Source organism: Pseudomonas sp. BF-R-01 (assembly GCF_019946615.1).
GTDB classification, from domain to species: Bacteria; Pseudomonadota; Gammaproteobacteria; order Pseudomonadales; family Pseudomonadaceae; genus Aquipseudomonas; species Aquipseudomonas migulae.
In genome coordinates, this window is sequence record NZ_JAGYFX010000088.1 from 1 (window position 1) to 25,457 (window position 25,457).

Genomic DNA, 25,457 nt, shown 5'->3' on the forward strand with positions numbered 1-25,457 from the left:
CGCCCCCTCGAGAGGCCGAGTGGAGGTTCTGCGTAGTGGGCAACCCGGCATGGATGCCGGGTTAGCCGCCCCCGGCCAGGGATGGCCGATGGCGGCGGGCCCACGGAGCAGGACCGGAGCGAGGGCATGCCGAGCCACAGCGAGGCTCCGAACGAAAGGGGCAAGAGCCCTTGGTTACTTGGGGCTCTTCCAAGTGACTCGCCGTAAGGGCGAAACCAATAGCCGCCATCACCGAAACAATGGACATGCCCCCACCACCGCCCAAACACCAACCAACCCTCAGTTAGTATCCAGATCCACGTTCTTGGTCTCACGCAAACAGATCATCCCCACCACCAGGCTCACCGCAGTAATCACCACCGGGTACCAAAGCCCATAGAAAATGTCCCCGGTGTACACCACCAACGCAAACGACACCGTCGGCAGGAACCCACCAAACCACCCGTTGCCAATGTGATACGGCAGGGACATCGAGGTATAGCGAATGCGCGTCGGAAACAGCTCGACCATCAACGCCGCCAGCGGTCCGTAGCACATGGCCGAGATGATGATCAGCGCGACGATCAGCGCCACGATCATCGGTTTGTTGATCAACTGGACGTCGGCTTTTGACGGATACCCGGCCAGGGTCACCGCACCTCGCAGAGCCGCTTCGTCAAAGCCTTCAAGCCTCACGTCACCGACGCTGACCTGCACACCGCTGCCAGCCGGGGCCGCTTCGCTGCTGTAGGGCAGGCCCTGTTTCACCAGGAAGGTTTTGACCTTGTCGCACGGGCTGTCAAATTTCGCCTTGCCTACCGGATCAAACTGGAAGGTGCACGTCGCCGGGTCGGCCAGTACGGTAATCGGTGCCTGACGGCTGGCTTGGTCGATCGCCGGGTTGGCGTAATGGGCCAGGGTCTTGAAGATCGGGAAGTACAGCGCGGTGGCCAGCAACAGGCCGATCATCAGTACCGGTTTGCGCCCGACCTTGTCCGACAGCCAACCGAAGAAAATGAAGAACGGCGCGCCGATGATCACGCTGACGATCAGCAGGCTGTTGGCCAGGGCCGGGTCCATTTTCAGGAACTGGGTGAGGAAGAACAGCACGTAGAACTGCGCCGCGTAAAACGTCACCGCTTGCCCGGCGTTGATGCTGAACAGCGCGATCAGCACGACCTTGAGGTTTTCCCATTTGCCGAAGGAGTCACGCAGTGGCGATTTGCAGAGCTTGCCTTCCTCTTTCATTTTCACGAACGCGGGCGATTCGTGCAGGCTCAGGCGAATCCAGGTCGAGATGCCCAGCAGCACGATGGAAAACAGAAACGGGATCCGCCAGCCCCAGACTTCAAACTGGTCACCGGTGAAGTAGCGGCAACCCAGCACCACGAGCAACGACAGCAGCAGGCCGAGGGTCGCGGTGGACTGAATCCAGCTGGTGTGGAAACCGCGTTTGCCGATGGGCGCGTGTTCGGCGACATAGGTCGCAGCACCGCCGTACTCACCGCCCAGGGCCAGGCCCTGAAGCATGCGCAGCACCACGAGGATGATCGGCGCGGCGATGCCGATGCTCGCGTAAGTCGGCAGCAACCCGACGCAAAACGTCGCGACGCCCATGAGGACGATGGTGGCGAGGAAGGTGTATTTGCGCCCGATCATGTCCCCCAGCCGCCCGAACACCAGCGCACCGAAGGGCCGCACGATAAAGCCGGCGGCAAACGCCATCAGTGCAAAGATGAACGCGGTGGTGTCATTGACCCCGGCGAAAAACTGTTTGCTGATCACCGCCGCGAGGGCGCCGTAGAGGAAAAAGTCGTACCACTCGAACACTGTTCCCAGTGACGAAGCGAAGATGACTTTGCGGGTGTCACGGCTGGCATCGGCGCTGCGCGTGATTTCCAGAGATTGAACGTGTTCTGACATATCGGTATCCCTCACAGTGATTGTTTTTGTTGTTCCACTGTCGGCACCGGCTTTGTGGGCTGGTGCCGCTACTGTCCGTGCATCGGGTGACATCGATGTTGATTGATCCGCCGCTATCGCTGGCAAGCCAGCTCCTACAGTTGATCTTTGTCGTTCATATTTCTTGTGCCCCACCTACAACCCTGTAGGAGCCGGCTTGCTGGCGATAGCGGTGGATCATTTAACAGCGATGTCGCCTGAGACACCGCTTTCGCCAGCAAGCTGGCTCCTACAGGTTTTGTGTTTGGAGGTCAGGCATTGGTCACCAGTTCCATCGGTGAGGTCAGGCTCCTTGTGGCGGGGTTGAGGATGAGTTGTGCGGCCTTTTCGGCAATCATCAGCGTCGGCGAACAGGTGTTGCCCGAGGTGATGCGCGGCATGATCGAGGCGTCGGCGATACGCAGGCCGGGGATGCCGTGGACTTTCAATTCGGCATCGACCACCGCGTCCCCGTCATTGCCCATGCGGCACGTACCGACCGGATGGAAAATCGTCGTACCGATTCGCGCGGCGGCTTCGTGCAGTTGTTCTTCGCTCTGCAAACTGTCGCCGGGCAGGTATTCCACCGGTTTGAACGCTTGCAGGGCGGGCGCGGAAACGATGCGTCGGGTCAGGCGGATCGCATCGGCGGCGACGCGCAAATCTTCCGGATGGCTCAGGTAATTGGGTTGAATCAGCGGCGCGTCCTGCGGGTTGGCCGAGCGAATGTCGATTCGCCCACGGCTTTGCGGACGCAGATCGCAGACCGACGCCGTGAAGGCCGGGAAGGCATGCAGCGGCTCGCCGAAGCGCTCCAGCGACAGCGGCTGCACGTGGTATTCGAGATTCGCCGAAGTCTGCTCCGGCCCCGAGCGGGCAAACGCACCGAGCTGACTCGGCGCCATGGACAGCGGGCCACTGCGGTCATACAGATAACGCAGCCCCATGCCGATCTTGCCCCACACACTGCCGGCGATCTGGTTCAGGGTGCGCGCGTTTTGCAATTTGTAGATCAGCCGCAGTTGCAGGTGATCCTGCAAGTTGCCGCCCACACCGGGCAGCTCATGGGCCACACCGATGCCCAGTTTTTCCAGGAGCGGGCGAGGGCCGATGCCGGAGCGTTGCAGGATGCTCGGCGAACCGACGGCACCCGCGCAAAGGACGATTTCCTTGCGCGCCTTGAAGGTTTTCGCCTGACCCTGCCAACGCGTACTGACCGCCGCTGCGCGGCCGTTTTCCAGGAGCACGCGGTCGACTTCAACGTCGGTCAGCACGGTGAGATTGGGACGATGGCGGACCGGTTTGAGAAATGCCTTGGCCGCGTTCCAGCGAATCCCGGCCTTCTGATTGACCTGGAAGTAGCCGCAGCCTTCGTTGTCGCCCTGATTGAAGTCATCGATGCTGGCGATGCCGCTTTGTTCGGCCGCGCTGCGGAACGCATCGAGAATCGGCCAGGACAGTCGCTGACGCTCGATCCGCCATTCCCCGGCGGCACCGTGAAATTGCGAGTCGCCGGCAAAATGATTTTCGCTTTTCTTGAACAGCGGCAGCACATCGTCCCAACGCCAGCCGGGATTGCCATCGGCCGCCCAACCGTCGTAGTCGCCGGCCTGGCCGCGCATGTAGATCATGCCGTTGATTGAGGAGCAACCGCCGAGCACCTTGCCGCGCGGGTAACTCAGGGCGCGACCTTGCAGGCCTGCTTGCGCTTCGGTCTTGAAGCACCAGTCGGTGCGCGGGTTGCCGATGCAGAACAGGTAACCTACGGGGATGTGAATCCACGCGTAGTTATCGCGGCCGCCGGCTTCAAGCAGCAGCACCCGGTGTTGCGGGTTGGCCGACAATCGATTGGCCAGCAAACATCCCGCCGGCCCGGCCCCGACCACGATGTAATCGTATTCATCAAGGGAAGTCTGCATCCCTGACCTCGTATTGTTGTTCTTGTTGTCGATCATCCTAGTTGTTAGCTTTCGTCAAAAGAATGTTAGTTTTTGCGCAGCCGCTGTGCGTTTTTAAACAGCGTATCCCTAAGGACGGTTCATGTTCGATTGGAATGACCTGCGGTTTTTTCTCGAATTGCAGCGCAGCGGGCGTTTGCTCACCGCTGCCCGCCGTTTGAACACCACCCACGCCACCGTGGCCCGGCACATCGAGGCCATCGAAAAAAGCCTCGGCACGGCGCTGTTCGTCCAGCACGCCCAGGGTTATGAATTGACGCCGGCAGGTGAAGCGCTGCTCAAACACGCTGAAGCGATGGAGAACGTCGCCTTGCTGGCCCAGGAAGAGATCACCCAATCGACGGCGCCGCTGGGCAAGATTCGCGTGGGGGTGACCGAGGGCCTGGGCATCATGTTCCTCGCCAGTCGCATGAACGGTTTGTTCGAGCGCTATCCGGGGCTGGAAGTGGAGCTGGTGGCGGTGCCGCGATTTGTCAGCATCCTCAACCGCGAAGCGGAGATCAGCATCCACCTCGAACGCCCCGCAGCCGACATGCTGGTCACGCGCAAACTCACTGACTATCGCCTGGCGCTGTATGCCAGCCAGGCTTACCTCGACAGGGCGCCACCGTTGCGCAGCCGCGAAGACCTCGGGCGCCACGCGTGGATCGGCTATGTCGACGACTTGCTGTTCAGTCAGGAATTGATGTTCCTCAACAGCTTCTGCCGCAATCCGCAGGTGGTGTTCCACAGCACCAGCGTGATCGCCCAGCAACAGGCGGCGCGCTCGGGGTTGGGGATTGCGGTGCTGCCGTGCTACATGGCCAGCGCCGATCCGCAGCTTGTGCCGTTGTTGCCGGATGAAAGCATCCAGCGCAGCTACTGGATCAGCACCCGTCGCGAGCTGCACAAGTCCGTGCGATTGCGGGTGTTGTGGGATTACGTGGTGGAGTTGTGTGAGCGAGAACAGGATCTACTGCGAGGCCCCGACACCTTGTAGGAGCGAGGCTTGCCCGCGAAGGCGGTTTTGAAATTGATACCAGACTCAAGGGCCTCTTCGCGGGCAAGCCTCGCTCCTACAGTGGATCGCGTGTTCAGGGGAGGATTTCGAAGGCAGTGCTGGCGAGGCGTTTGCCGTTCACCAGGACGTGCACCGCGTGTCGGCCGGCGTAGTGCTTGCGCGTGGTGAGTTCCTTGATGTGCTGACCACGGCTGAGGAGGGCGGTCGCATGGCCCGGCAGCGTCAATGCCTTGAGCTTGAACACCTTCGCCGAGGTGCTGCCATTGGCTTTGACGTAATCGATGGCGTAGTCGATCACCAGGCGCTGACTGTCCTCAACCGTGGATTTAACGCTGAAGGACAAGGTGATTTTCTCACCCAGGCCAATCACCGCCGGTTCAACGTTCACATCAATGATTTCGACCTCGGGCTTGCCGCCCGCGCCGATGATCGCCAGCGCCCGCTGGTTGCCCTGTTTGATCAGGCTGCGTAGTGCATGTCTGGCGATCCATGCGGTGTGCCTGTTCTCCAGCGACCAGCCTTCGATCAGGTCCAGCACCCACTCGGGATGGTCCTTGGTGATGTCGTTGAGGTGGTTGGCCACCGACTTGCGCACGTAAAGGCTGGCGTCCGCCTTGAGGTTGTCGAGGATCGCGGCGGCGAGGCTCGGGTCGGCCTGAATCTGCTCCAGGCGAAATGACCACGGCAGGCGCGGGCGACAGCCTTCGCTGGCCAGGCGCCGGACATGTTCGTTTTCATCCAGCGACCAATCGTGCATCACGGCCAACGCGCGCTTGAGGTCACTGCGCAGAAAATAGCGGATCGCGAATTCAGCAGAGCCGAATGTGGTGAAGTATTTGAGCGCAGCCATGGACGGCTCGAAAGCATGGGCGCCGTAAGTTGCGACGTAATGCGGCAGCGAGATGCTGACGAAGCCGCTGTTCAGGCGCGGGGCGAGGGCGCGCAATACCTCCAGCGACTCATCAAAACCCAGCGGCAGTACGGCGTGCAGTGATTCGCTGACCCGGGCCATGCGCTGCATGATCGACAGCTCGGCCAGTCCGTCGTTGGCCAGTTTGAGGAAGGCTTTGGCGTTGAAGTCGGGGTAGACCGCGGTCATCTCGGTGGCAATGTGCTTGAGGCGCTCGGCGTTGAAGATTTCCTTCAGGGCGGGGGCGGGTTGGTCAACGGCCATTGTCGATTCCTTTGAAATCGTTATTTATCCAGGTACACCGCGTTATCCAGGCGAGCTTGCTCGCGAATACGCTCATCACTGATGAAACGTATACCGATCCTTCCCCGAATGTTTTGACTCATACAACGCCTCATCCGCTTTCACCAGCGCCTGATTCAGCGTGTCGCTCTCCGCGACCCGCGCCAGGCCAATGCTGATGGTCACCGGGTGCAGGGTGGTTCGTTCGCGGACCACCCTGCACAGATCGCCGGCCAGGGCGGCGACGTCTTCACGGCGCACACCGGCGAGGTAAATCGCAAACTCTTCACCACCCAGTCGCGCGTATTCAAAGTCGGCCATCACCGCTTTGATGTCCGCGGCAACGCGCTTGAGCACCTCGTCGCCAATGTCGTGGCCGAACACGTCGTTGACCTTCTTGAAGTTGTCGATATCGATCATTGCCAGGTAATGGTCGGATTCCCGTGGCGCGGCTTGCAACTGCTTGTCGGCGCGTGCCATGAACGAGCGACGGTTGGGGATCTCGGTCAGCGTGTCGATGTAGGCTTGATCCAGCAGCAGCCGGGACATGATGAAGTTGTAGAGTTTGGCCTCGCGCAATTTCAGGAAGCTGTAGACGGTCATCGCACAAAGAAAACCGGCGTAGCAGACCGTCATCATTCCCCGCAGCTCAAGCACGTGAAAGTGGGTGTCGTAGAACGGATTGAGCAGCAGCCAGGTGATGATTTGCGCACCGTAGAAGGACCAGCGACTCAGCGGCAAAACCGACGCGCTGTACAGCGTGCTCGCAGCGGCCAGTACCAGCCAGGCGGGCTGAAAATCGGCGGGCAAGCCGTCGATTACCAGGCGAATGCCCAAGGTCATGGCGAAGACGAACATCAGGTTCAATACGTGGAAATGCCGAGCCTTGCGGGTGAACAGCAGCACAATCGCCAGGATCGTGAATACCCCGAGAAACAGCATCGACAGCCAGGTAAAACCCTGGTCACCGATGAAGCTGACAATCAGATCGAAGAGCACCCAGATAACGATGCTGGCGACATAAATCAGCAGGCAGAATTTATGCAGCCGCTCGAATTCATGCTGGATGAATTCAGCCTTGAGTGCCGCCGGCGCGGCTTTTTTCAGGACTTCATCTTCAATGGTTTTGTACATCGCCGACCTATTGCTTGCGCTGGTTGTCGAGTATCACCTTGCCCCACGGTCGATAACGCAGGGAAAACACCGCCGTCGGATGGCAACCTGCCGAGGAAGCGTCCGGGGTGGCCGGCTCTGCGCGGAACGGTTGGCCTTCGCCGCTGACCTGCCGGAACGCTTCGCGCACGATGCCGACCGGGCAGGGCAGCGCGCTGGCGTAGCCGTTGCGCACCAGTGGTGGTAAACGCCCGGTGCCCGCGCCGTCCTGCCACCACACCTGAACGCCCACGCTCGTCAGCCCATCGAGCCACTGGCCATTGACCTGTGGCGCAAGTTTGCCGGCCGTGAAGGCGCTGACGTGCAGCGGTGCGTCCAGTTTGCCGGCGAAATCCTTGAGTTGGCGCTGTAGGGTTTGCCGTCGCTCGACCGCCAGGAAGTGAAAGTCATCAAGCTCCATCGGCAGGTACCAACCGCTGACCGGCAACTTCCAGTCCTGGCGCAGCCGCTGTTGCTGGGCGAGCGATTGCCCGAGTTGCACCTGCCAATAAGCCGCGAGCCCGGCGCTGTCCAGCTCATCGATACGCTGGTAATAGGCCGGGTCCATGTTCAGGCCCAGTACCAGTTTCAGGCCTTGCTCGTGGGCCAGTTTCAAACTGTTGGCGAGCCAGCCATCGACGCCACCGAAGTTTGAATCACCGTACGCCGTCCATTGCACGATGACGGTCTGCACGCCGTGTTGGGCGGTGTCCTGCCAGATCCGTTGCCATTGCGCCTGGCTCAGACTGGCGTCGACGTTCAGGGGTTGGTAAAAAATCCGCTCATCGGCGCGGGCCATTGTGCTGCTCATTAACAGGCAAAGAACCAGGAGAAAACGCGTCATCAGAAATTCAACTCCACACCCAGCAACACACCGTTGCCGCCTTCATACAGGTTGCCGCTCAGGGATTGCTGATACTCGGTGCGAACCGTCAGGTGCGCGCGGTAAGCGTTGTAGATGTCGTCGTCGAACCACCATTGCCAGCGCAGGCCGATACCGGTGCGCAGGTCCTGGCGCCAGTCATTGTTCGGGTCCTGGCTGGCGAACTCGAGAAAGCCGTACGGCATGACGGTTTGCGCGCCGTTGAACGGCAGTTTCCAGGTGTGACCTTGCTGGAAGCGCGACAGCCATTGGTGATCACCGGCCTTGGTCCACCACGCGGCGTCAAGGTAGAGGAAACGTTCCTCCCAATCGTTTTCATCAATGCGCCAGTCGTTGCGGAACCGTCCCTGATCAAGAAACGAAGCCGTGGCGCGCAACAGGTAATCGGTGCTGGTGTGACCGTCCTGGCGGTGATCGTTGAACTGGTCGGCGAGCTTTTCAGGAATCAGCAATTGACCCAGGCTCAGGCGCTGATTGTCGTTGTCATCGAACGAACTCTGTTTGTAGAGCTCGCCGTAGAAGTTGATGTTCGCCGTGCCCCAGGGCTTGTAGCGCAGACCCACGCCGGTGCCGAGGGATTCGCCGTAACTCGATCGACCCTGACCGCCAAGCAGTACGCGGCCATAAACCGACAACGTGCTGCCGGCGCGACTCGGCTCTTCGCCGAGCGCATGGTCCCAGATCGCCACTTGTACGTTCTGTGAGGTGGCGCGTCGTGAGCTGTCGCGCAAGGTGCCGTTGGGGCGGAAGCTGTCGTTGGTCGAGACGCCGGCCGGTGACCAGGTGCTGGCCAGCGTGCGGCTGTCGCGACGGGACAGGGTTTCGTGAGCACGGCGCTGGCGATAACGCCTGGCTTCCATGCTGCCGTCCTCATCGTCGGCGGCTACCGGGTGCTGTTCCAGGTCAATGACCCGGCGCAATTCCTTGCGCGCCGCCGCGCTGTCCTTCACTTCGTCATAACGCAGCGCCAGGGTTTCGCCGAGGCGATAGTCTTCCGGAAAATCACGGGTGGCGCTTTGCAGATAAGGGATGGCGTGGGCGCGCTGTTCCCGGGTGTCGGCCCCCGCCAGACGCATGCCGTAATCGGCGCGATAGCGCGGGTTGTGCGGTTCGCGACGCACGGCTTCGGCGAGCCACGCAGTGCTTTGCGCCAGTTCGCCGGCCTTTTGCGCGGTGACCGACGCTGCGTAGAAATTCCCGGCATCCGGCGCCTGCTGCAAGGCTGAACGCTGACGTTGCAATGCTTCGAGATGATCGCTGCGCGCGTCGGCAATCGCCGCGCCCAGCGCCCATTCATTGGCCCCACGGGCGCGACTGTGTTGCCAGTAACGTTCTGCGAGCTGCGTGTCGCCTGCGGTGAGGGCGCTGCGGCTGGCCGTCAGCTTGGCGTTATCGCTCAACTCAGCCTCCGGCAGGCTGCGCCAGATGGCCAGGGCACCCGCCGAATCACCGGACGCTTCCAGCGCATACGCCAGTGGCAGACGACTGCCACGGTCGCCGAGTTTTTCCGCGGTCTGGTAGTAGACGACGGCTTCACCCGGCCGATTCGGCATGGCGCAACGGCCCAGGGCTCGATAGTCGCCTGCGACCTGCGGGTGGTCGCCAATGGCTTGTTGCACCGCGTCGCACTGACCTTTCTCGGCCAGTTGCGCCAGCAGTTGGCCGCGTGTGGCGGGATCGACGCGATTGAGCAGCGACACCATGCGTTTCTGCTGCGCCGGGGTCGGCGTCGACGAGGCATAGAGCCCCGCCAGCCGCTGCAGCAGGGCAACGGGCAACTTGCCGTCATGACGGTCATAGGCGTTTTCGAGCCACTGTTGCGCGTGTTCGCGCTGGCCGGCGTTCAGCGCCAGATACGTTGCCTGATTGAGCGAACCGAGGTTGCCGGTCTGCTGGTAGTGTCGCTCCCAGAGCGTCGCGGCTTCTGTATTGCGACCCAGGGCTTGCACCAGTTCGGCCCGGCGTTTGACCACGTCAGCCGTCTGTGGCTGGCCGGCGAGCCAGGCCATGACTTTGTCGCTCTCGCCCTGGTCCTGCCAGATGTCCAGCAGCCGTGCCTGGCGGCGACTGTCCCAGGGTTCGGGCAGGCGCGAGCCTTGCAGCAGCTCGGTGTCTTGCAGGCGCTGGGCCAGAATCAACCATTTTTGCGGGTCATCGTTCGGCTGGCAGCCACGCAGCTGCGTGCGTGCGGCTTGCGGATCGCGACCGGACAACCATTCGGCCGTCTCCAGGCACGGGCGCTGCAATTCGCCACTCAAGCGTTGCACGGTCGGTACATCGCCGCTTTGTCGAGCCAGTTCCCACAGGCGCTGGCGTTGCGCCGGATCCGCCAGTTCGCTGGCGGGCAATGATTGAATCCAGCGTTGAGCCAGTTGCACTTGGCCCATGGCGATCGCCCGATCGATCATCGCAAGGCGTGCCTTGCGCGCGGCTTCGGGTGACGGGGCTTGCTGCAGCAATTGCTGCAAAGGCTGTTCGTCGAGCCGCTGCACATAGGCATTGGCCAGTCGCTGCCAGCCTTCGGCGTCCAGTTGATCGCTGGCGGCCAGTGGCGCCAGTTGCTCGATGGTGCCGTTCCAGTCGCGCAATTGCTCGGACCAATTGGAGCGGGCCAGTTGCAGGATGTTGTCGTCACCCTTGGGCGTCAGTTGTGCCAGCCAGTCGTGAGCCCTGCCGGCGCCACCAAACTTCGCGAGGCTCAAGCTATAGGCCTGCCACAGGCGTACCCGCTGACTGAGGTTGCTGTTGGCGATCCATTGTTCTACTTGCTCGCTGCCCGGAGGGTCCTGTTCGATCCAGGTCAGGCGCAGGTTGAGCAGGGCGTCGTTGTTGTCCGGGTTGTCCGGCAGCGCCTGCACGGCATCCTTGTACCGTCGTTGCTTGGCCAGCGCTTCCACCAGCAGGGCGCGGGCTTCATCGTTTTTCGGCACCTTGACCAGCAGGTGGCGCATCAGCCGTTCGACTTCGGCCCAGTTGCCCTTTTTCGCTTCGCGGTAGCTGCGATCCATGTAGGGGAAACTGCGAAATTGTTCGAACTCGGTCAGCGGTTCAGCCTGTACCCATGAGCTGGTCGCCAGGCTCAGCAACAGACTGCCGATGAGGAGGGCATGACGATCAGGCTTCATGCGACCTCCCGGACAATGCGGAAGGCCGCTTGCTGTTCACTGGCCTGGTCGGCCAGGGCCTGTTCGAGCACTTCCTGCGTGATCATGCCGCGCGAGATGAGGTGTTCACCCAAGGACATGTGCTCGGCATCGAAGTCGATCAAAGCCTGATTGAACAGGCTCGGCGGGACCATACCACGCACTTGCAGCAGATTGCCCAGCAGCACCTGGTGATGGCTGACGCGTTCGAGCAAGGCTTCATCGTCCTGATGACGCTCAAGCACTTCGAGCATGTGGTGCACTTCCTTATTCTGGCGGGGGCTGGCGTACCAGTAGCGGATACCCAGCGTGACCCGGCCCTGAGGCGCAAGACGGCAGCGTACCGGGCGTTTCAATTGACGGCTGATGGCGCCGAGGGAGACCTGGCTCACCGGCCCTTCGGAGGCCAGCACCAGGGTGTTGCCTTCCTCGGCCACCGGCAGCACGCCGTAGTGGGAGGCGATCTTGCGCGGCACGGCGTCGATCAGGCGCTTGTCGAGTTTGAACGGGTTCAGTGGCGCCCATTCGAGATCCAGCTGCTCGGCGAGGGTTTCTACCAGTTGTGTGCTGTCGATGTGTTCACGCAGCAGCAGTTCGTGGCCCAGACGCCGGCGTATCGGGTTGGTGATGGCTGCTTCCAGTTGCTCTTCGGTGAGCAGGCCTTTTTCCACAAGGCGATGACCCAGCGGCGTGCGCTGGGCTTTGGTCAGGGCCGGGAATTCGTGGGTGGTCTTGTCCCACGCCACACGGCGCGAATCCCCCATTTCCATGACCTGGCGCAGCGCCCGCACGTTGGCGAAGAAGTTGATGAAGTTGCTCCATATCATGCGCGGTGCCGACAACAGGCCTTCGACGAGCCCGTAGTAACGGGTGACGAACCAGCCACGCTGGAACAGCCGATTGATCAGCATCAAACCGTTGAGCCACAAGAGCGTAGCGAGCACCGGGCTGTTGGACAGGATCGACGGATAGCGCCAGGCGGTCGGTGCAATCACTGTCATCAGCCACATTGCCAGCAGCACGAGGCACAACAGGTTCACCAGGAAACTCAGCAGGTACGCGATCATGCCGCGACGGTCGCGCCAGAGGAAATAGTTGAGCACGCCCGTGGGGCTCCAGCCGAGGTTCTTGGTGCCTTGAAAGACGATGCCGACAATCCAGCGCGATTTCTGGCGGATGGCATGCTGAAAGTCCCGGGGGAAATGCTCGCGAACGCAGATGACCTGGGAAAACACGCGGTCCATGCCGAACGCCCAAGGCTGTTCAAGCGCCAGTTTCGGGTCGGTCACCGAGTAACGGGCAAAGATGCACTTCATGCCTTTTTGCTTGAGGCGGAAACCGATGTCGTAGTCTTCGGTCAGGCTCTGCACGTCGAAGGCGATGCCGTCACCGTCTTCGAGCAGGGCGCTGATGGCTTTACGGCTGAAGCAGGTGCCGACCCCGGCGCTGGGCACCTGGCCGGTCATGGCTTCGCGGACGATTACATCCTTGCCATGGTTCTCGGCGAACTCGTCGACGTAATGCCCGGCGGTGAAGCCTCGCCACTCCGGCGCATAGGGGTAGACCGGAATCTGGATCAGGTCCTTGGCTGGCAGCAGGTAGTTGAAGAGGCGCAATTCCATCGGCGAAATCACGTCTTCGGCATCGTGCAGAATGAACCCGGAAAACTGGATTTTCGCCTCGCTTTCAAAGCGCAGGATCGCGTCGATGATGTTGTTCAGGCAGTCGGCCTTACTGGTGGGGCCGGGGCGGGCGCAGACCACTTTGTGCACGTTGGGGTAGTGCTGGCAGACCGCATCGACGTCGGCCTGCGTCTCGGCATCGTTGGGGTACGTACCGACGAAAATCTGATAGTTCTCGTAATCGATGGTCGACGCCGCCAGGCGCGCCATTTCACCGACCACACCGACTTCGTTCCACGCCGGAACCATGATTGCCAGGGGTTTTTCGGCGATGGCGTACAGGCGCTCTTCATCCGCGCGCTTGAATTTTTCGTAGATCCGCCAGCGCCGGACCAGCTTGCGGCCCCAGTACACGAGGTCGATGAACAGGTCATCGAGCCCGAGGAGGAACATCAAAAACGCCAGGGTGATCGCGAGGTATTTGAGACCGAACAGAACGTAGGCAAAAAAATCGACAAAATCGAAAGTCATCGTGCTTTGACCGCCGCCGAGCGCACGCTCAGACGCTCGAACAATCGAGTGCCGATGCGTTCGCTGGCGTGGCCGTCGCCGAAGGGGGTGTGAACGCGGCTCATGCGTTCGAAGTGGACCTCGTCATCCAGTTGGCCGGTGGAGCAGAGGCTCAGTCTGCCCCCGGACAATTGACGCAACACTCTGGCGAGTGGCGCCATCTTGATGGCCTCCGGACGCGTACCGAAAACCATCATGATGTTGAAAGACATTGACCCCTCCTGGGAATGTGGCAAGGCTCTGGCTCAAGGCCAACAATGCTTTGCCGCTTACTGAGATGTAAATAAAAGCAGTCGGATTGGAGCTTGTCCAATTCGGTTTGAGGCTTGATTGATGTCAATAAATTGCAGCAAATGCTCAGCCGATTATGGCTATTAGATGGCACTTTCCTTAAACGTTCAATTCAGTGCAAAAAAGGTCGCAGCCAGCCGGTTTGGGGCCCGTACTTATTCGATCAGCCTGGCTGATTCGGATTGAAGGCAATTTTCGGGTATCGAGTATACGTGATGCGTTCTCCACACCGTTATTGAGCATGGTCTTGTCGCAAAGCGCCAACGAGGATGCCCGTGCGCAGGCATCGCCTCCTGTCAGAATGGACAGCGGACAGGGGCATCGGCCGCGGCTTTATTGCACTCGGTTGCGAACGGCTCGATGGCTTTTCCTATAAAAAAGGAGGATCAAGCGGTTTGTTCCGGGTTGAAATGTAAGTGTGCCGGCAAGGTGAGCGCACCTGACAGGGTCAGTCTTCGCCCAATTGAGATGCTTTTACCCGCCCGTTGTGGCGAACGGTAGCGCCCAGTCGTTTGCACGAGCGCTACCGTTTTTTCCTGTTGCAGCGCATCCCGTTGATTTCACTCGATTTGTAATTTTCCGAGAAATGGCCCCACAACCTGTGGCACACTTTCTGCTGTCTATTCCGCTGTTACATACTCAGTTCCGGTATAGCGGAATACACATCATCCTGGAGTGCTTGCCATGCATCGCCGACCTTCCTTGTTTAAAGCGTGTGTTTTTCTTTTTGCAGCTTCGGCTGCTGCCATGGGCGTTGCCCAGGCGGCGGACAGCAAGCTCGATAGCGTGCTGGCCCGTGGGAAACTGATCGTGGGCACGGGCAGTACCAATGCGCCGTGGCATTTCCAGGGAGCGGACGGCAAGTTGCAGGGGTTCGATATCGATATCGCGCGAATGGTCGCCAAAGGGTTGTTCAACGATCCGAGCAAGGTCGAGTTCGTGGTGCAGTCGTCCGATGCGCGGATTCCCAACCTGCTGACCGACAAGGTCGACATGAGTTGCCAGTTCATTACCGTGAACGCCAGCCGTGCGCAGCAAGTGGCGTTCACGCTGCCGTACTACCGCGAAGGTGTCGGCCTGCTGTTGCCGGCCAACAGCAAGTACAAGGAAATCGAAGATCTCAAAGCGGCCAATGACAGCGTGACCGTGGCGGTGCTGCAGAACGTTTACGCCGAAGAACTGGTGCACCAGGCGCTGCCCAAGGCCAAGGTCGATCAGTACGACAGCGTGGATTTGATGTACCAGGCCGTGAACTCCGGCCGTGCCGACGCCGCTGCCACCGACCAGTCTTCGGTCAAATACCTGATGGTGCAGAACCCGGGCCGCTATCGCAGCCCGACCTACGCCTGGAGCCCGCAAACGTACGCGTGCGCAGTTAAACGCGGCGATCAGGACTGGCTGAACTTCGTCAACACCACGTTGCATGAAGCCATGACCGGCGTTGAATTCCCGACGTATGCGGCGTCCTTCAAGCAGTGGTTCGGTGTGGATCTGCCTACCCCGGCCATCGGTTTCCCCGTCGAATTCAAATGACCCCGTGAGAGTGGGGCGCCCATGACGCGCCCCGTTCAAGGTACTGCTGACCATGAACTATCAGTTGAACTTTGCCGCCGTGTGGCGCGATTTCGACACCTTGCTGGCGGGGCTCGGTCTGGGCCTGGAGCTGGCGCTGGTGTCGATCGCCATCGGTTGCGTGATCGGCCTGATGATGGCGTTTGCTTTGCTCTCAAAGCACCGCGCATTGCGGGTGATGGCGTCGGTGTATGTGACGGTGATCCGTAATACGCCGATTCTGGTGTTGATTCTGTTGATCTACTTCGCGTTGCCGAGCCTGGGGATTCGTCTGGACAAGATCCCGTCGTTCATCATCACCCTGTCGCTGTATGCCGGTGCGTACCTGACCGAAGTGTTCCGTGGCGGGTTGTTGAGCATTCCCAAGGGCCAGCGCGAAGCCGGGTTGGCCATCGGCCTGGGCGAGTGGCAGGTCAAGGCCTACGTCACTGTGCCGGTGATGTTGCGCAACGTCCTGCCGGCCTTGTCGAACAACTTCATTTCGCTGTTCAAGGACACCTCGCTGGCGGCGGCGATTGCCGTGCCCGAGCTGACCTATTACGCGCGCAAGATCAATGTCGAGAGCTACCGGGTGATTGAAACCTGGCTGGTGACCACAGCGCTCTATGTTGCGGCCTGTTACCTCATTGCCATGATGCTGCGTTACCTCGAGCAGCGTCTGGCGATCCGCCGATAGGAGGCCCTCATGTACGAATCACCCAGTTGGTTGCATGAGTTATGGGTTGCCCGCGAAGTGTTGTGGCAAGGCTTCCTGACCAGTGTGCAGGTCTCGGCGCTGGCGATTTTGCTGGGCACGATGGTCGGCATTGTCGCCGGTCTGGTGCTGACTTACGGCAAATTCTGGATGCGTGCGCCGTTCCGTTTTTACGTGGACATTATTCGCGGCACACCGGTGTTTGTGTTGGTACTCGCTTGCTTCTACATGGCGCCCGCATTGGGCTGGCAGATCAGTGCATTCCAGGCCGGTGCATTGGGGTTGACGCTGTTCTGCGGTTCCCACGTCGCCGAGATTGTGCGCGGCGCGCTGCAAGCGTTGCCGAGCGGGCAGATGGAAGCGAGCAAGGCGATTGGCCTGACGTTTTATCAAGCCCTCGGTTACGTGCTGTTGCCGCAGGCGCTACGGCAGATCCTGCCGACCTGGGTCAATTCGTCAACCGAGATCGTCAAGGCCTCGACGCTGCTGTCGGTGATCGGCGTGGCCGAGTTGCTGCTCAGCACCCAGCAGATCATCGCCCGGACCTTCATGACGCTGGAGTTTTACCTGTTCGCCGGATTTCTGTTTTTCGTCATCAACTACGCCATCGAATTACTCGGCCGGCACATTGAAAAGCGGGTGGCCTTGCCATGACTCAACCTCAAGTTTCGAACGTTCCAAATGAGCAGCCCCTGCTGGACATTCGCGGGCTGCACAAAAAATATGGCCAGCTCGAAGTGCTCAAGGGCGTCGACTTGACCATGCAGCGCGGCAACGTGGTCACGCTGATCGGCTCCAGCGGCTCGGGCAAGACCACGCTGCTGCGTTGCGTGAACATGCTCGAAGAATTCCAGGGCGGACAGATCATGCTCGATGGCGAATCCATCGGCTATGACGAGGTTAATGGCAAGCGCATACGTCACCCGGAAAAAGTCATCGCCCGCCATCGCGCGATGACCGGGATGGCTTTCCAGCAGTTCAACCTGTTCCCGCACCTGACTGCATTGCAGAACGTCACCTTGGGTTTGCTCAAGGTCAAAAAGCTGCACAAGGATGAGGCTGTCGCGCTCGCCGAAAAATGGCTCGAGCGGGTCGGTTTGCTGGAGCGCCGCGATCACTATCCGGGGCAATTGTCGGGTGGTCAGCAACAGCGCGTGGCGATTGCCCGGGCGATTGCAATGAACCCGAGCCTGATGCTGTTCGACGAAGTCACCTCGGCCCTCGACCCGGAACTGGTGGGCGAAGTGCTGAGCGTGATCAAGGGCCTGGCCGAGGATGGCATGACCATGCTGTTGGTGACCCACGAAATGCGCTTCGCTTTCGAGGTCTCGGACAAGATCGTTTTCATGAATCAGGGGCGTATCGAAGAGCAGGGGCCTCCCAAGGAGCTGTTCGAACGCCCGCAATCACCGCGTCTGGCTGAGTTCCTCAAAAACACGCGGTTTTAACTTTCAGCTTTTCAATCAGGAGAAACACTCATGAGCATTACTCGTTACGGCACCGGCAGCAGCGCCGCTGGCGGTACGCCTCGTCCTTTCGCCCGCGCCGTTGAAGCCGACGGCTGGCTGCACGTTTCTGGCCAGGTGCCGGCGTTGGATGGCGAGATCATTGTTGGCGGCATCGTCGAGCAGACTCACCAGACCATGAAGAACCTGATCGCGATTCTCGAAGAGGCCGGTTATGGCCTCGAAGACGTGGTGCGCGCCGGGGTGTGGCTGGAAGATCCGCGGGATTTCACCAGTTTCAACAAGGTCTTCTCCGAGTACTTCAAACCCGAGCACGCACCGGCCCGGGCCTGCGTGCAGGCGAACATGATGGTTGATTGCAAGGTCGAGATCGACTGCATCGCGTACAAGAAAAAGGCCTGAGATTTGCGGTGAATTCTTCGCGGGCAAGCCTCGCTCCTACAGGAGTTCATCGTCTGTAGGAGCGAGCGGTGCGACGACTCGACTTGCCCGCGAAGGCGGCCTAACGGTCGACACGGCACTCTGGGTAAACTCCCGGCACTTTGAATGGGAATTAGAAACATGACCGAAGACACCATCAAGCGCCGGGCTCGCGGTCTGGACCGGGCGTTCGATATCCTCGATTTCCTCAAGGAAATCGGCCAGCCCCTGCGTCCGAATGAAATTGCCAGTGGCATCGGCAGCCCGAAATCCACGGTCTACGAACTGGTGGCGTCCTTGCTCGAACGGCGGATTCTGGAACCCGTGGGCAAGGACGGTCACGTCTACCTCGGCCGTCAGCTGTACTTCCTCGGGCAGGCGCATTTGCGTCATTTCGACCTGACCCGCGAGGCCGATTACGCCTTGCAGGAGATTGTCAGCCAGACCCATGAAACCGCGCAGATGTGCCTGCTCAACGGGCGCAAATACACGGTGGCATTGATGAAAGAGGGCGAGCGGCATTTCCGCATTTCCTCGGACATCGGCGAAAACGCGCCGATCCCCTGGACCGCGTCCGGGCGCCTGTTGCTGGCGCACCTGAGCGACCAGGAAATCATCGACCTGATTGATCACGACGACTTCATCCTGCCTAACGGTGAACGCCTGCCGCTGGAGCAGTTTCTCGGTGAAATCCGTCAGGCCGGCATCGACGGTTTTTTCTCCTTCGACAGTGTCGCCGACACCTTTACCCATTGCTTCGCCGCCCCGGTCAAAGACCCGAATGGCGTGGCCATTGCGACCCTGTGCATCGTCGCCCCACGGGCCGATGCCAAGACGCATTACAACGACTATCGCCGGGTGTTGATCGACAACGCCAACCGCCTGGCCCGTCGCATTAACGAATAACAGCGGCTGTTCGCGGCCGCGAAAATGTGAGGAGTTCGACCATGTCTTCTGCCCAAAATACTGCTGCCGTGGAAAAGGGCTTTGCCCAGGCCGGTGCCCATCTGGTGCGCGACGTCAGCCTGCCGGCGCTGGTGCTGCATCGCGAGGCGCTGGAACACAACATTCGCTGGATGCAGGCGTTCGTCAGCAACAGCGGCGCCGAACTTGCGCCTCACGGCAAAACCAGCATGACCCCGGCCTTGTTTCGCCGCCAACTGGACGCCGGCGCCTGGGGCATCACCCTGGCCAGCGCCACGCAAACCCGCGCTGCGTACGCGCATGGTGTGCGTCGGGTGCTGATGGCCAACCAACTGGTGGGGACGCCGAACATGGCGCTGATCGCCGATTTGTTGGCGGACCCGACGTTCGATTTCCATTGCATGGTCGATCACCCGGACAACGTCGCTGACCTCGGCGCGTATTTCGCCTCGCGTGGTGTGCGCCTGAACGTGATGATCGAGTACGGCGTGGTGGGTGGCCGTTGCGGTTGCCGGACCGAAGAGGAAGTGATCGCCCTGGCCAAGGCCATCAATGCACAACCCGCGTTGGCACTGACCGGTATCGAAGGTTATGAAGGCGTGATTCACGGTGATCATGCGGTCACCGGCATTCGCGCATTCGCCGCGTCGCTGGTGCGTCTGGCGGTGCAGTTGCAGGACAGCGGCGCGTTCGCCATTGCCAAGCCGATCATCACTGCGTCGGGGTCGGCCTGGTACGACCTGATCGCCGAGTCCTTCGAAACGCAGAACGCTGGCGGGCGTTTCCTCAGCGTATTGCGCCCTGGCAGCTACGTGGCCCACGACCATGGCATTTATAAAGAAGCGCAATGCTGCGTGCTCGACCGTCGTAGCGATCTGCACGAAGGCCTGCGCCCGGCGCTGGAAGTCTGGGCCCATGTGCAATCGTTGCCGGAACCGGGTTTTGCAGTGATCGCCCTGGGCAAACGCGACGTGGCCTACGACGCCGGGCTGCCGGTGCCGTTGCTGCGTTACAAGGCCGGTGTGGTACCGGCAAAGGGTGAAGATGTCAGTGCCTGCAAGGTGACGGCGGTGATGGATCAGCACGCGTTCATGACGGTGGCGCCGGGGATTGAGCTGCGGGTGGGCGATATCATTTCGTTCGGCACTTCGCACCCGTGCCTGACGTTCGACAAGTGGCGCACGGGGTGTCTGGTGGATGAGCAGTTGAATGTCATCGAAACCATGGAAACCTGTTTTTAAGGGTTGAGACCGAGGTGCGGCCTTCGCGGGCAAGCCTCGCTCCTACAGGTTTTGTGTCATTCGCAAATGATGATTACGGCACAAATCCTGTAGGAGCGAGGCTTGCCCGCGAATGCGCCCGACCAGACACCACCGAACCACCAGAGACACCACAACAATGAACACCATCAACACACTCGGCCCCAACATCCCGCGCATCGCCCTGATCGGCGAATGCATGATCGAGCTGCAACACCGCGCCGACGGCAGTCTGCAACAGAGCTTCGGCGGCGATACCTTGAACACGGCAGTCTATCTGTCCCGGGAACTGGGCGAAGGCGGCAGCGTTGATTACGTCACCGCCCTGGGCGATGACAGTTTCAGCGATGCCATGTGCCAAAGCTGGGCCGCCGAAAACATCGGCCTGGACATGGTCCAGCGCCTGCCCGGTCGCTTGCCCGGTTTGTACTGCATCCAGACCGACGCCGCCGGTGAGCGGCGTTTTCTCTACTGGCGCAACGAAGCCGCCGTCCGCGATTGCTTTACCACGCCAGCCGCCGCGCCGATCCTCGCGGTGCTGCCGGATTACGACGTGCTGTATTTCAGCGGCATCACCCTGGCGGTGCTCGGTGTGCAAGGTCGGGAGAAGTTGCTGGAAACCCTGATCGAAGCACGGCAGCGGGATGCGCGGATTGTGTTCGATAACAATTACCGGCCACGTTTGTGGACGTCGATCGAGGAGGCTCGGGCGGCGTATCGCAGCGTGTTGCCGTATGTCGATCTGGCGTTGCTGACTGTCGACGACGAACAGGCGTTGTTTCATTTTTCCGATTGCGAGGCAGTGTTCGCCGCGTACGAGCAGGTGGGCACGCCGGAAGTGGTGCTCAAGCGTGGTGCCGAGGCCTGTCTGATTCGCTGTGAGGGCGAGTCGTTCGAAGTGCCAGCGCAGAAGGTCGAACGCGTGGTGGACACCACGGCGGCGGGGGATTCGTTCAGTGCGGCGTACCTGGCCAGCCGGCTCAAGGGGGGCAGTCCGGTGGAGGCGGCCGAGGCCGGGCATCGGTTGGCGAGTCGGGTGATTCAGGTGCCGGGGGCGTTGATTCCGCGGTAGGTGGTGAATGGCCGGCTGCTGCGCAGTCGGATCGCGAGCAGGCTCGCTCCCACAATGGATCTGTGTACGCCGCAAATCCAATGTGGGAGTGAGCCGGCTCCGGGCGGCGTTCCGACGATGGGGTCCTCAAGGCAACCACTTAATCCCGATAAAACACCTGCACCAGGTGATAGCCAAACTTGCTCTTGATCGGCCCATGCACCACCCGCAACGGCTTCTTGAAAATCACCGCATCAATCACCCCGACCATCTGCCCTGGCCGTACTTCACCGAGATCACCGCCGCGCTTGCCGGACGGGCAGGTGGAATACTTCTTGGCCAGCACATCGAAGGCTTCGCCCTTGGCGATGCGTTGTTTGAGCTGCTCGGCTTCTTCCGAGGTTTTCACCAGAATATGGCGGGCTTGAGCTTTCATGAGGCGAGTACCTTGCAACGGTAGTGGCTATGTGGGTGGATCGGGGCGCGCGATTATGCCTCAACTCACTCGGGTTGGCCGATCATCGTGCGAATCTTGTTGGCCAGCAGGTCAACCGAAAACGGTTTGGCCACCATGTCCATGCCTTCTTCAAGGAAGCTCTGACGCTCCGCGGCCATTTCCGCGTAACCGGTCATGAACAGCACTTTGAGCTCCGGACGGTGCTGACGGGCGATTTCTGCCAATTGCCGACCGTTCATGCCCGGAAGCCCGACATCGGTCACCAGCAGATCGACCCGCAAACCTGATTCGAGCAAGGGCAGGGCGGTCTTCGCATCTTCGGCCTCGTGGGCGCGATAACCCAGCTCCTTGAGCAGGTCGAACACCAGCATGCGTACCGCCGGATCATCTTCCACCAACACCACGGTTTCCCCGGCTATCGCCGAAGGTGCCTCGCCGATGACCGGCGTCAGCACATCTTCCGGCTCCATCTCGTGCAAGCGCGGCAAAAACAGGCGCACGCTGGTGCCCTGGCCCGGCAGGCTGAACAGGCTCACGTGGCCGCCCGACTGCTGGGCAAAACCGTAGATCATCGACAAACCCAGCCCCGTGCCCTGGCCGATAGGCTTGGTGGTGAAGAATGGATCGAACGCCTTGGCCAACACTTTCGGGGTCATGCCGGTGCCGTTGTCACTGACGGCGATCATCAGGTAATCCCCGGCCTTGACGGGTTCCAGAATGTTGATGTCGCTGCTGTCCAGATAGACATTGGCGGTTTCGATACGCAACTCGCCGCCATCGGGCATGGCATCCCGCGCATTGATCACCAGATTGAGCAGGGCGTTTTCCAGTTGGCTGACGTCGGTGCTGACTGGCCAGGCTTCATCGGCTAGTTGCAGTTTCAGCTCGATGTGGTCGCCCTTGGTGCGGCTGAGCAAATCTTCCAGAGAATGAATCAGTTCGTTGGCGTTCAGCGGCTTGCGGTCCAGCGACTGGCGTCGGGAGAAGGCGAGCAGGCGATGGGTCAGGGCGGCTGCGCGGTTGGCTGACGACACCGCCGCTTCCGTGAAACGGCCGATCTCGGCGGTACGCCCATCGGCGATGTAGCGCTGCATCAGGTCGAGGCTGCCGATGATCCCGGTGAGCATGTTGTTGAAGTCATGGGCGATACCGCCGGTGAGCTGGCCGACCGCCTCCATTTTCTGCGCATGGCGCAGGGCATCTTCGGCACGTTCGCGCTCGAACATTTCGTTTTGCAGGCGCTGGTTCGCTTCGGCCAATTGCTGGGTACGGGCGGCGACACGCTCCTCAAGGGTTTCGTTGAGGTTGCGCAAGGCTTCTTCGGTCTGTTTGCGCTCGGTTTCGTCGATCACGAAAATGTAGAAACCGTTCACCGCGCCATCCGGCCCGTGGCGGGGCAGGTAATTCATCAAGGCTTGTCGAGTGCTGCCATCACGATGCGGCGTGCTGATGCTGAAACAGCAGGTCCTGCCCGCCAGTGCTTCGGCGATGTATTCGGCGCGCAAGGCGTAGGCTTCTTCACCCAGCACCTCACGAATGGTCCGACCGTAAAGTTCCTGGGGCGTCAGGCCGTACCAGTCGAGGTACGCCGCGTTGTTCAGGCGAAAGCGTTCCTCGCTGTCGACGTAACTGATCAGGATCGGCATGGCGTTGATGATCAGTTGCAGCTCGGTCTGACTCTGACGCAAGGCCTGTTCGGTGTGTTTTCGTTCGGTCAGGTCCAGCGCGGCGCCGAGGAAACGGATCGGCCGGCCATGGTGGTCCTTGTAACAACGGCCCCTTGCAAACACCCAGCGCAACTGGCCGTCGGGTTGCAACAGGCGATATTCCTCGGCGTATTCGCTGCCCTGGGTGATGCACTGCTTGATGCCGCGGGTGACCATCGAGCGGTCTTCCGGATGCACGGCTTCGAGATAGTCGCTGATGGGCAACTGACTGGCGAGTAGCGGATCGATGCCGTGCAATTGGGCGAAGTGCGCGTCGGCAATGAAGCGGTCTTCGCTGATGTCCCAGTCCCAGGTGCCGACGGCATCAGTGGCTGCCAGCGCCAATTGCAGGCGTTCCTCGGTCTCGCGCTGAGCCTTCAGGCTGGCGGCCGAGCGCTGCTCCAGTTCGAGGGCGATGCGTCGGCGTTCATTGGTTTCAATGGCCGTGACCAGAATCCCGGCGACTTCGGCGTGTTCATCGCGGATCGGGCTGTAGGTCAAATCCAGCCAGAAGTCGGAATCATTCCCGTCGCGTTGCAGGGTGAAGCGCTGTTCGCTGTAAGTCCGCACCTGGCCTTGTAGGACGGCGCTGTAAATCGGGTCGGTAAAGTCTTTGAGTTCTGGCCAGATCTGGTGCGTCGGTTGTCCGAAAGCGTGCGGATGCTTGCTGCCGGCCAGCAGCGCGAAGCCGTCGTTATAGATCTGCGTAAGCTGCGGCCCCCACAGCAACAGCATCGGCATCGGTGAGTGAATCACGATGTCCACCGCTGTGCGCAGGCTCTGCGGCCAGTCACTGGCGTCGCCGAGCGGGGTGCGCGCCCAGTCCAGTCTGGCAATCAAAGCCTGGGCATCGCTGCCGGTGGGTACTGCGTTCATCAAGGTGTCCTGCACGTCGGTCGGGGTGACGGCGTCTACTATCCTAGGGCGGTAGACGCTGAATGACCGATTTTTCGGGTCATTTCTGTTCATTGAATGCTTCGCGGGTGTTTTTTGCCATGGAAATCGATGCGCTGTTAAAGACCCTGTCCAGCCAGGAGGGTTCCGATTTGTACCTGTCCACCGGCGCGCCACCCAGCGCCCGGTTTGACGGTGTACTCAAACCCTTGGCCGACCAGCCGTTCAAACCGGGGGAAATCGCCGCGATTGCCGCGTCCATCATGGACGCCGAACAGCGACTGGAGTTCGATCGGGAACTGGAGATGAACCTGGCGATCTCGTTGTCGGGAGTCGGGCGCTTTCGGGTCAATATTTTCAAGCAACGCAACGATGTGTCGATCGTGGTGCGCAACATCAAACTCGACATTCCGCGTTTCGAAGACCTCAAGTTGCCACCCGTGCTGCTGGAAACGGTGATGCTCAAACAAGGGCTGATGCTGTTCGTCGGCGCCACCGACTCGGGCAAGTCGACCTCGCTGGCGGCGTTGATCGATTACCGCAACCGCCATAGCAGCGGGCACATCGTCACCATTGAAGACCCTATCGAGTACATCCACCGGCACAAAAAATCGATCATCAATCAGCGCGAGGTCGGCGTCGACACCCGCAGTTTTCATACCGCGCTGAAAAACACCCTGCGCCAGGCACCCGACGTGGTGCTGATCGGTGAGATCCGCGACCGCGAGACCATGGAGCATGCGCTGGCGTTTGCCGACACCGGGCATTTGGTGATTTCCACCTTGCACGCTCACAACGCCCATCAGGCGCTGGATCGCATTATCAATTTCTTCCCGCAAGAACGGCGGATGCAACTGCTGCATGACCTGGGCAACAACCTTAAAGCCTTCATTTCCCAGCGTCTGGTGCGCACTCGTGACGGTCAGCGCAGGGCGGCGGTAGAAGTGATGCTGGGATCGCCGACCATTGGCGACCTGATACGGCGCAATGAATTCGACGAGCTCAAAGGGATCATGGAAAAGTCGACCGAACAGGGTATGCAGACGTTCGATTGCGCGCTGTACGCATTGGTGATCGAAGGCGCTATCGGCGAAGAAGAGGCCTTGAAGCATGCGGACTCGCTGAACAATTTGCGCCTGCGGCTCAAGCTGCATGCCGACGCATCACCGGGACCCAACGCACAACCCGGCGAATGGGGCCTGATGGACTGACCCACATCCCCTCTGTAGGAGCCGGCTTGCTGGCGATGGCGGCCTGGAGCTTCGCATCAACCGTCAGGGCCC

19 protein-coding genes and 1 pseudogene are annotated in these 25,457 nt (G+C 60.5%); 10 read left to right on the forward strand and 10 right to left on the reverse strand.

Annotation, left to right across the window (positions count from 1 at the left end; all coding sequences use genetic code 11):
• Positions 1-279: 279 nt before the first annotated feature.
• A complete protein-coding gene (locus tag KGB27_RS24350) occupies positions 280-1,902 on the reverse strand; it encodes an MFS transporter (RefSeq protein WP_008037160.1) in 1,623 nt (540 codons plus the stop codon).
• 290 nt (positions 1,903-2,192) lie between these two features.
• Complete coding sequence (locus tag KGB27_RS24355) at positions 2,193-3,839, reverse strand: GMC family oxidoreductase (protein ID WP_223481070.1); 1,647 nt, start codon at positions 3,837-3,839, stop codon at positions 2,193-2,195.
• A gap of 121 nt (positions 3,840-3,960) precedes the next feature.
• On the opposite strand from KGB27_RS24355, the gene KGB27_RS24360 reads away from it, so the two are divergent.
• Entirely contained in the window at positions 3,961-4,857 is an 897-nt protein-coding gene (locus tag KGB27_RS24360; RefSeq protein WP_008037153.1) for a LysR family transcriptional regulator, read from the forward strand.
• A 94-nt stretch (positions 4,858-4,951) separates the two neighbouring features.
• On the opposite strand, the gene KGB27_RS24365 is transcribed toward KGB27_RS24360, so the two are convergent.
• The 6 genes and pseudogenes from KGB27_RS24365 to KGB27_RS24390 form a co-directional block, all read right to left on the reverse strand.
• Positions 4,952-6,052: a DNA alkylation repair protein gene (locus tag KGB27_RS24365; protein WP_223556603.1), complete on the reverse strand. Its 1,101-nt coding sequence runs from the start codon at positions 6,050-6,052 to the stop codon at positions 4,952-4,954.
• A gap of 75 nt (positions 6,053-6,127) precedes the next feature.
• Positions 6,128-7,204, reverse strand: coding sequence for a sensor domain-containing diguanylate cyclase (locus KGB27_RS24370; RefSeq protein WP_223437696.1), 1,077 nt, complete (start codon positions 7,202-7,204; stop codon positions 6,128-6,130).
• A 7-nt stretch (positions 7,205-7,211) separates the two neighbouring features.
• The gene (locus KGB27_RS24375) at positions 7,212-8,066 is read right to left on the reverse strand and encodes a DUF4434 family protein (protein ID WP_223556605.1); all 855 of its coding nucleotides are present in this window, start codon (positions 8,064-8,066) and stop codon (positions 7,212-7,214) included.
• Positions 8,066-11,230 carry an NfrA family protein gene (locus KGB27_RS24380; protein WP_223556607.1) on the reverse strand — a complete coding sequence of 1,055 codons (3,165 nt, stop codon included), beginning with the start codon at positions 11,228-11,230 and terminating at the stop codon, positions 8,066-8,068. Before KGB27_RS24380 ends, KGB27_RS24375 begins: the two co-directional genes overlap by 1 nt.
• Positions 11,227-13,401, reverse strand: a complete 2,175-nt coding sequence (gene nrfB, locus KGB27_RS24385) for a cyclic di-3',5'-guanylate-activated glycosyltransferase NrfB (protein ID WP_223556609.1) — start codon at positions 13,399-13,401, stop codon at positions 11,227-11,229. The genes KGB27_RS24380 and nrfB overlap by 4 nt, the downstream gene beginning before the upstream one ends.
• An 80-nt stretch (positions 13,402-13,481) precedes the next feature.
• Positions 13,482-13,652, reverse strand: a pseudogene (locus tag KGB27_RS24390) (UDP-N-acetylglucosamine 2-epimerase (non-hydrolyzing)); the annotation flags it as partial.
• A gap of 763 nt (positions 13,653-14,415) precedes the next feature.
• Between KGB27_RS24390 and KGB27_RS24395 the strand changes: the two are divergent.
• From KGB27_RS24395 to KGB27_RS24430, 8 genes are all read left to right on the forward strand, one after another.
• Entirely contained in the window at positions 14,416-15,264 is an 849-nt protein-coding gene (locus KGB27_RS24395; protein ID WP_223556611.1) for a transporter substrate-binding domain-containing protein, read from the forward strand.
• Positions 15,265-15,316: 52 nt separating this feature from the next.
• Positions 15,317-15,979 carry an amino acid ABC transporter permease gene (locus tag KGB27_RS24400; RefSeq protein ID WP_008033038.1) on the forward strand — a complete coding sequence of 221 codons (663 nt, stop codon included), beginning with the start codon at positions 15,317-15,319 and terminating at the stop codon, positions 15,977-15,979.
• A gap of 9 nt (positions 15,980-15,988) precedes the next feature.
• The gene (locus KGB27_RS24405; RefSeq protein ID WP_008033040.1) at positions 15,989-16,651 is read left to right on the forward strand and encodes an amino acid ABC transporter permease; all 663 of its coding nucleotides are present in this window, start codon (positions 15,989-15,991) and stop codon (positions 16,649-16,651) included.
• A complete protein-coding gene (locus KGB27_RS24410; RefSeq protein WP_008033043.1) occupies positions 16,648-17,445 on the forward strand; it encodes an amino acid ABC transporter ATP-binding protein in 798 nt (265 codons plus the stop codon). Before KGB27_RS24405 ends, KGB27_RS24410 begins: the two co-directional genes overlap by 4 nt.
• 30 nt (positions 17,446-17,475) lie before the next feature.
• Positions 17,476-17,865, forward strand: coding sequence for a RidA family protein (locus tag KGB27_RS24415; RefSeq protein ID WP_008033044.1), 390 nt, complete (start codon positions 17,476-17,478; stop codon positions 17,863-17,865).
• A 159-nt stretch (positions 17,866-18,024) separates the two neighbouring features.
• A complete protein-coding gene (locus tag KGB27_RS24420; RefSeq protein WP_223556613.1) occupies positions 18,025-18,789 on the forward strand; it encodes an IclR family transcriptional regulator in 765 nt (254 codons plus the stop codon).
• Positions 18,790-18,830: 41 nt separating this feature from the next.
• Positions 18,831-20,048, forward strand: a complete 1,218-nt coding sequence (locus tag KGB27_RS24425) for an amino acid deaminase (protein WP_223556615.1) — start codon at positions 18,831-18,833, stop codon at positions 20,046-20,048.
• A 157-nt stretch (positions 20,049-20,205) separates the two neighbouring features.
• Entirely contained in the window at positions 20,206-21,138 is a 933-nt protein-coding gene (locus KGB27_RS24430) for a sugar kinase (protein ID WP_223556617.1), read from the forward strand.
• Positions 21,139-21,277: 139 nt separating this feature from the next.
• Here the strand turns inward: KGB27_RS24430 and KGB27_RS24435 are convergent, their stop codons facing one another.
• Both KGB27_RS24435 and KGB27_RS24440 read right to left on the reverse strand, forming a co-directional pair.
• The gene (locus KGB27_RS24435) at positions 21,278-21,553 is read right to left on the reverse strand and encodes a peptidylprolyl isomerase (protein ID WP_007898282.1); all 276 of its coding nucleotides are present in this window, start codon (positions 21,551-21,553) and stop codon (positions 21,278-21,280) included.
• Between the two features lie 65 nt (positions 21,554-21,618).
• The gene (locus tag KGB27_RS24440) at positions 21,619-24,156 is read right to left on the reverse strand and encodes a PAS domain-containing protein (RefSeq protein ID WP_223556620.1); all 2,538 of its coding nucleotides are present in this window, start codon (positions 24,154-24,156) and stop codon (positions 21,619-21,621) included.
• A gap of 119 nt (positions 24,157-24,275) precedes the next feature.
• On the opposite strand from KGB27_RS24440, the gene KGB27_RS24445 reads away from it, so the two are divergent.
• Positions 24,276-25,385: a PilT/PilU family type 4a pilus ATPase gene (locus KGB27_RS24445; RefSeq protein WP_223556622.1), complete on the forward strand. Its 1,110-nt coding sequence runs from the start codon at positions 24,276-24,278 to the stop codon at positions 25,383-25,385.
• Positions 25,386-25,457: the final 72 nt, after the last annotated feature.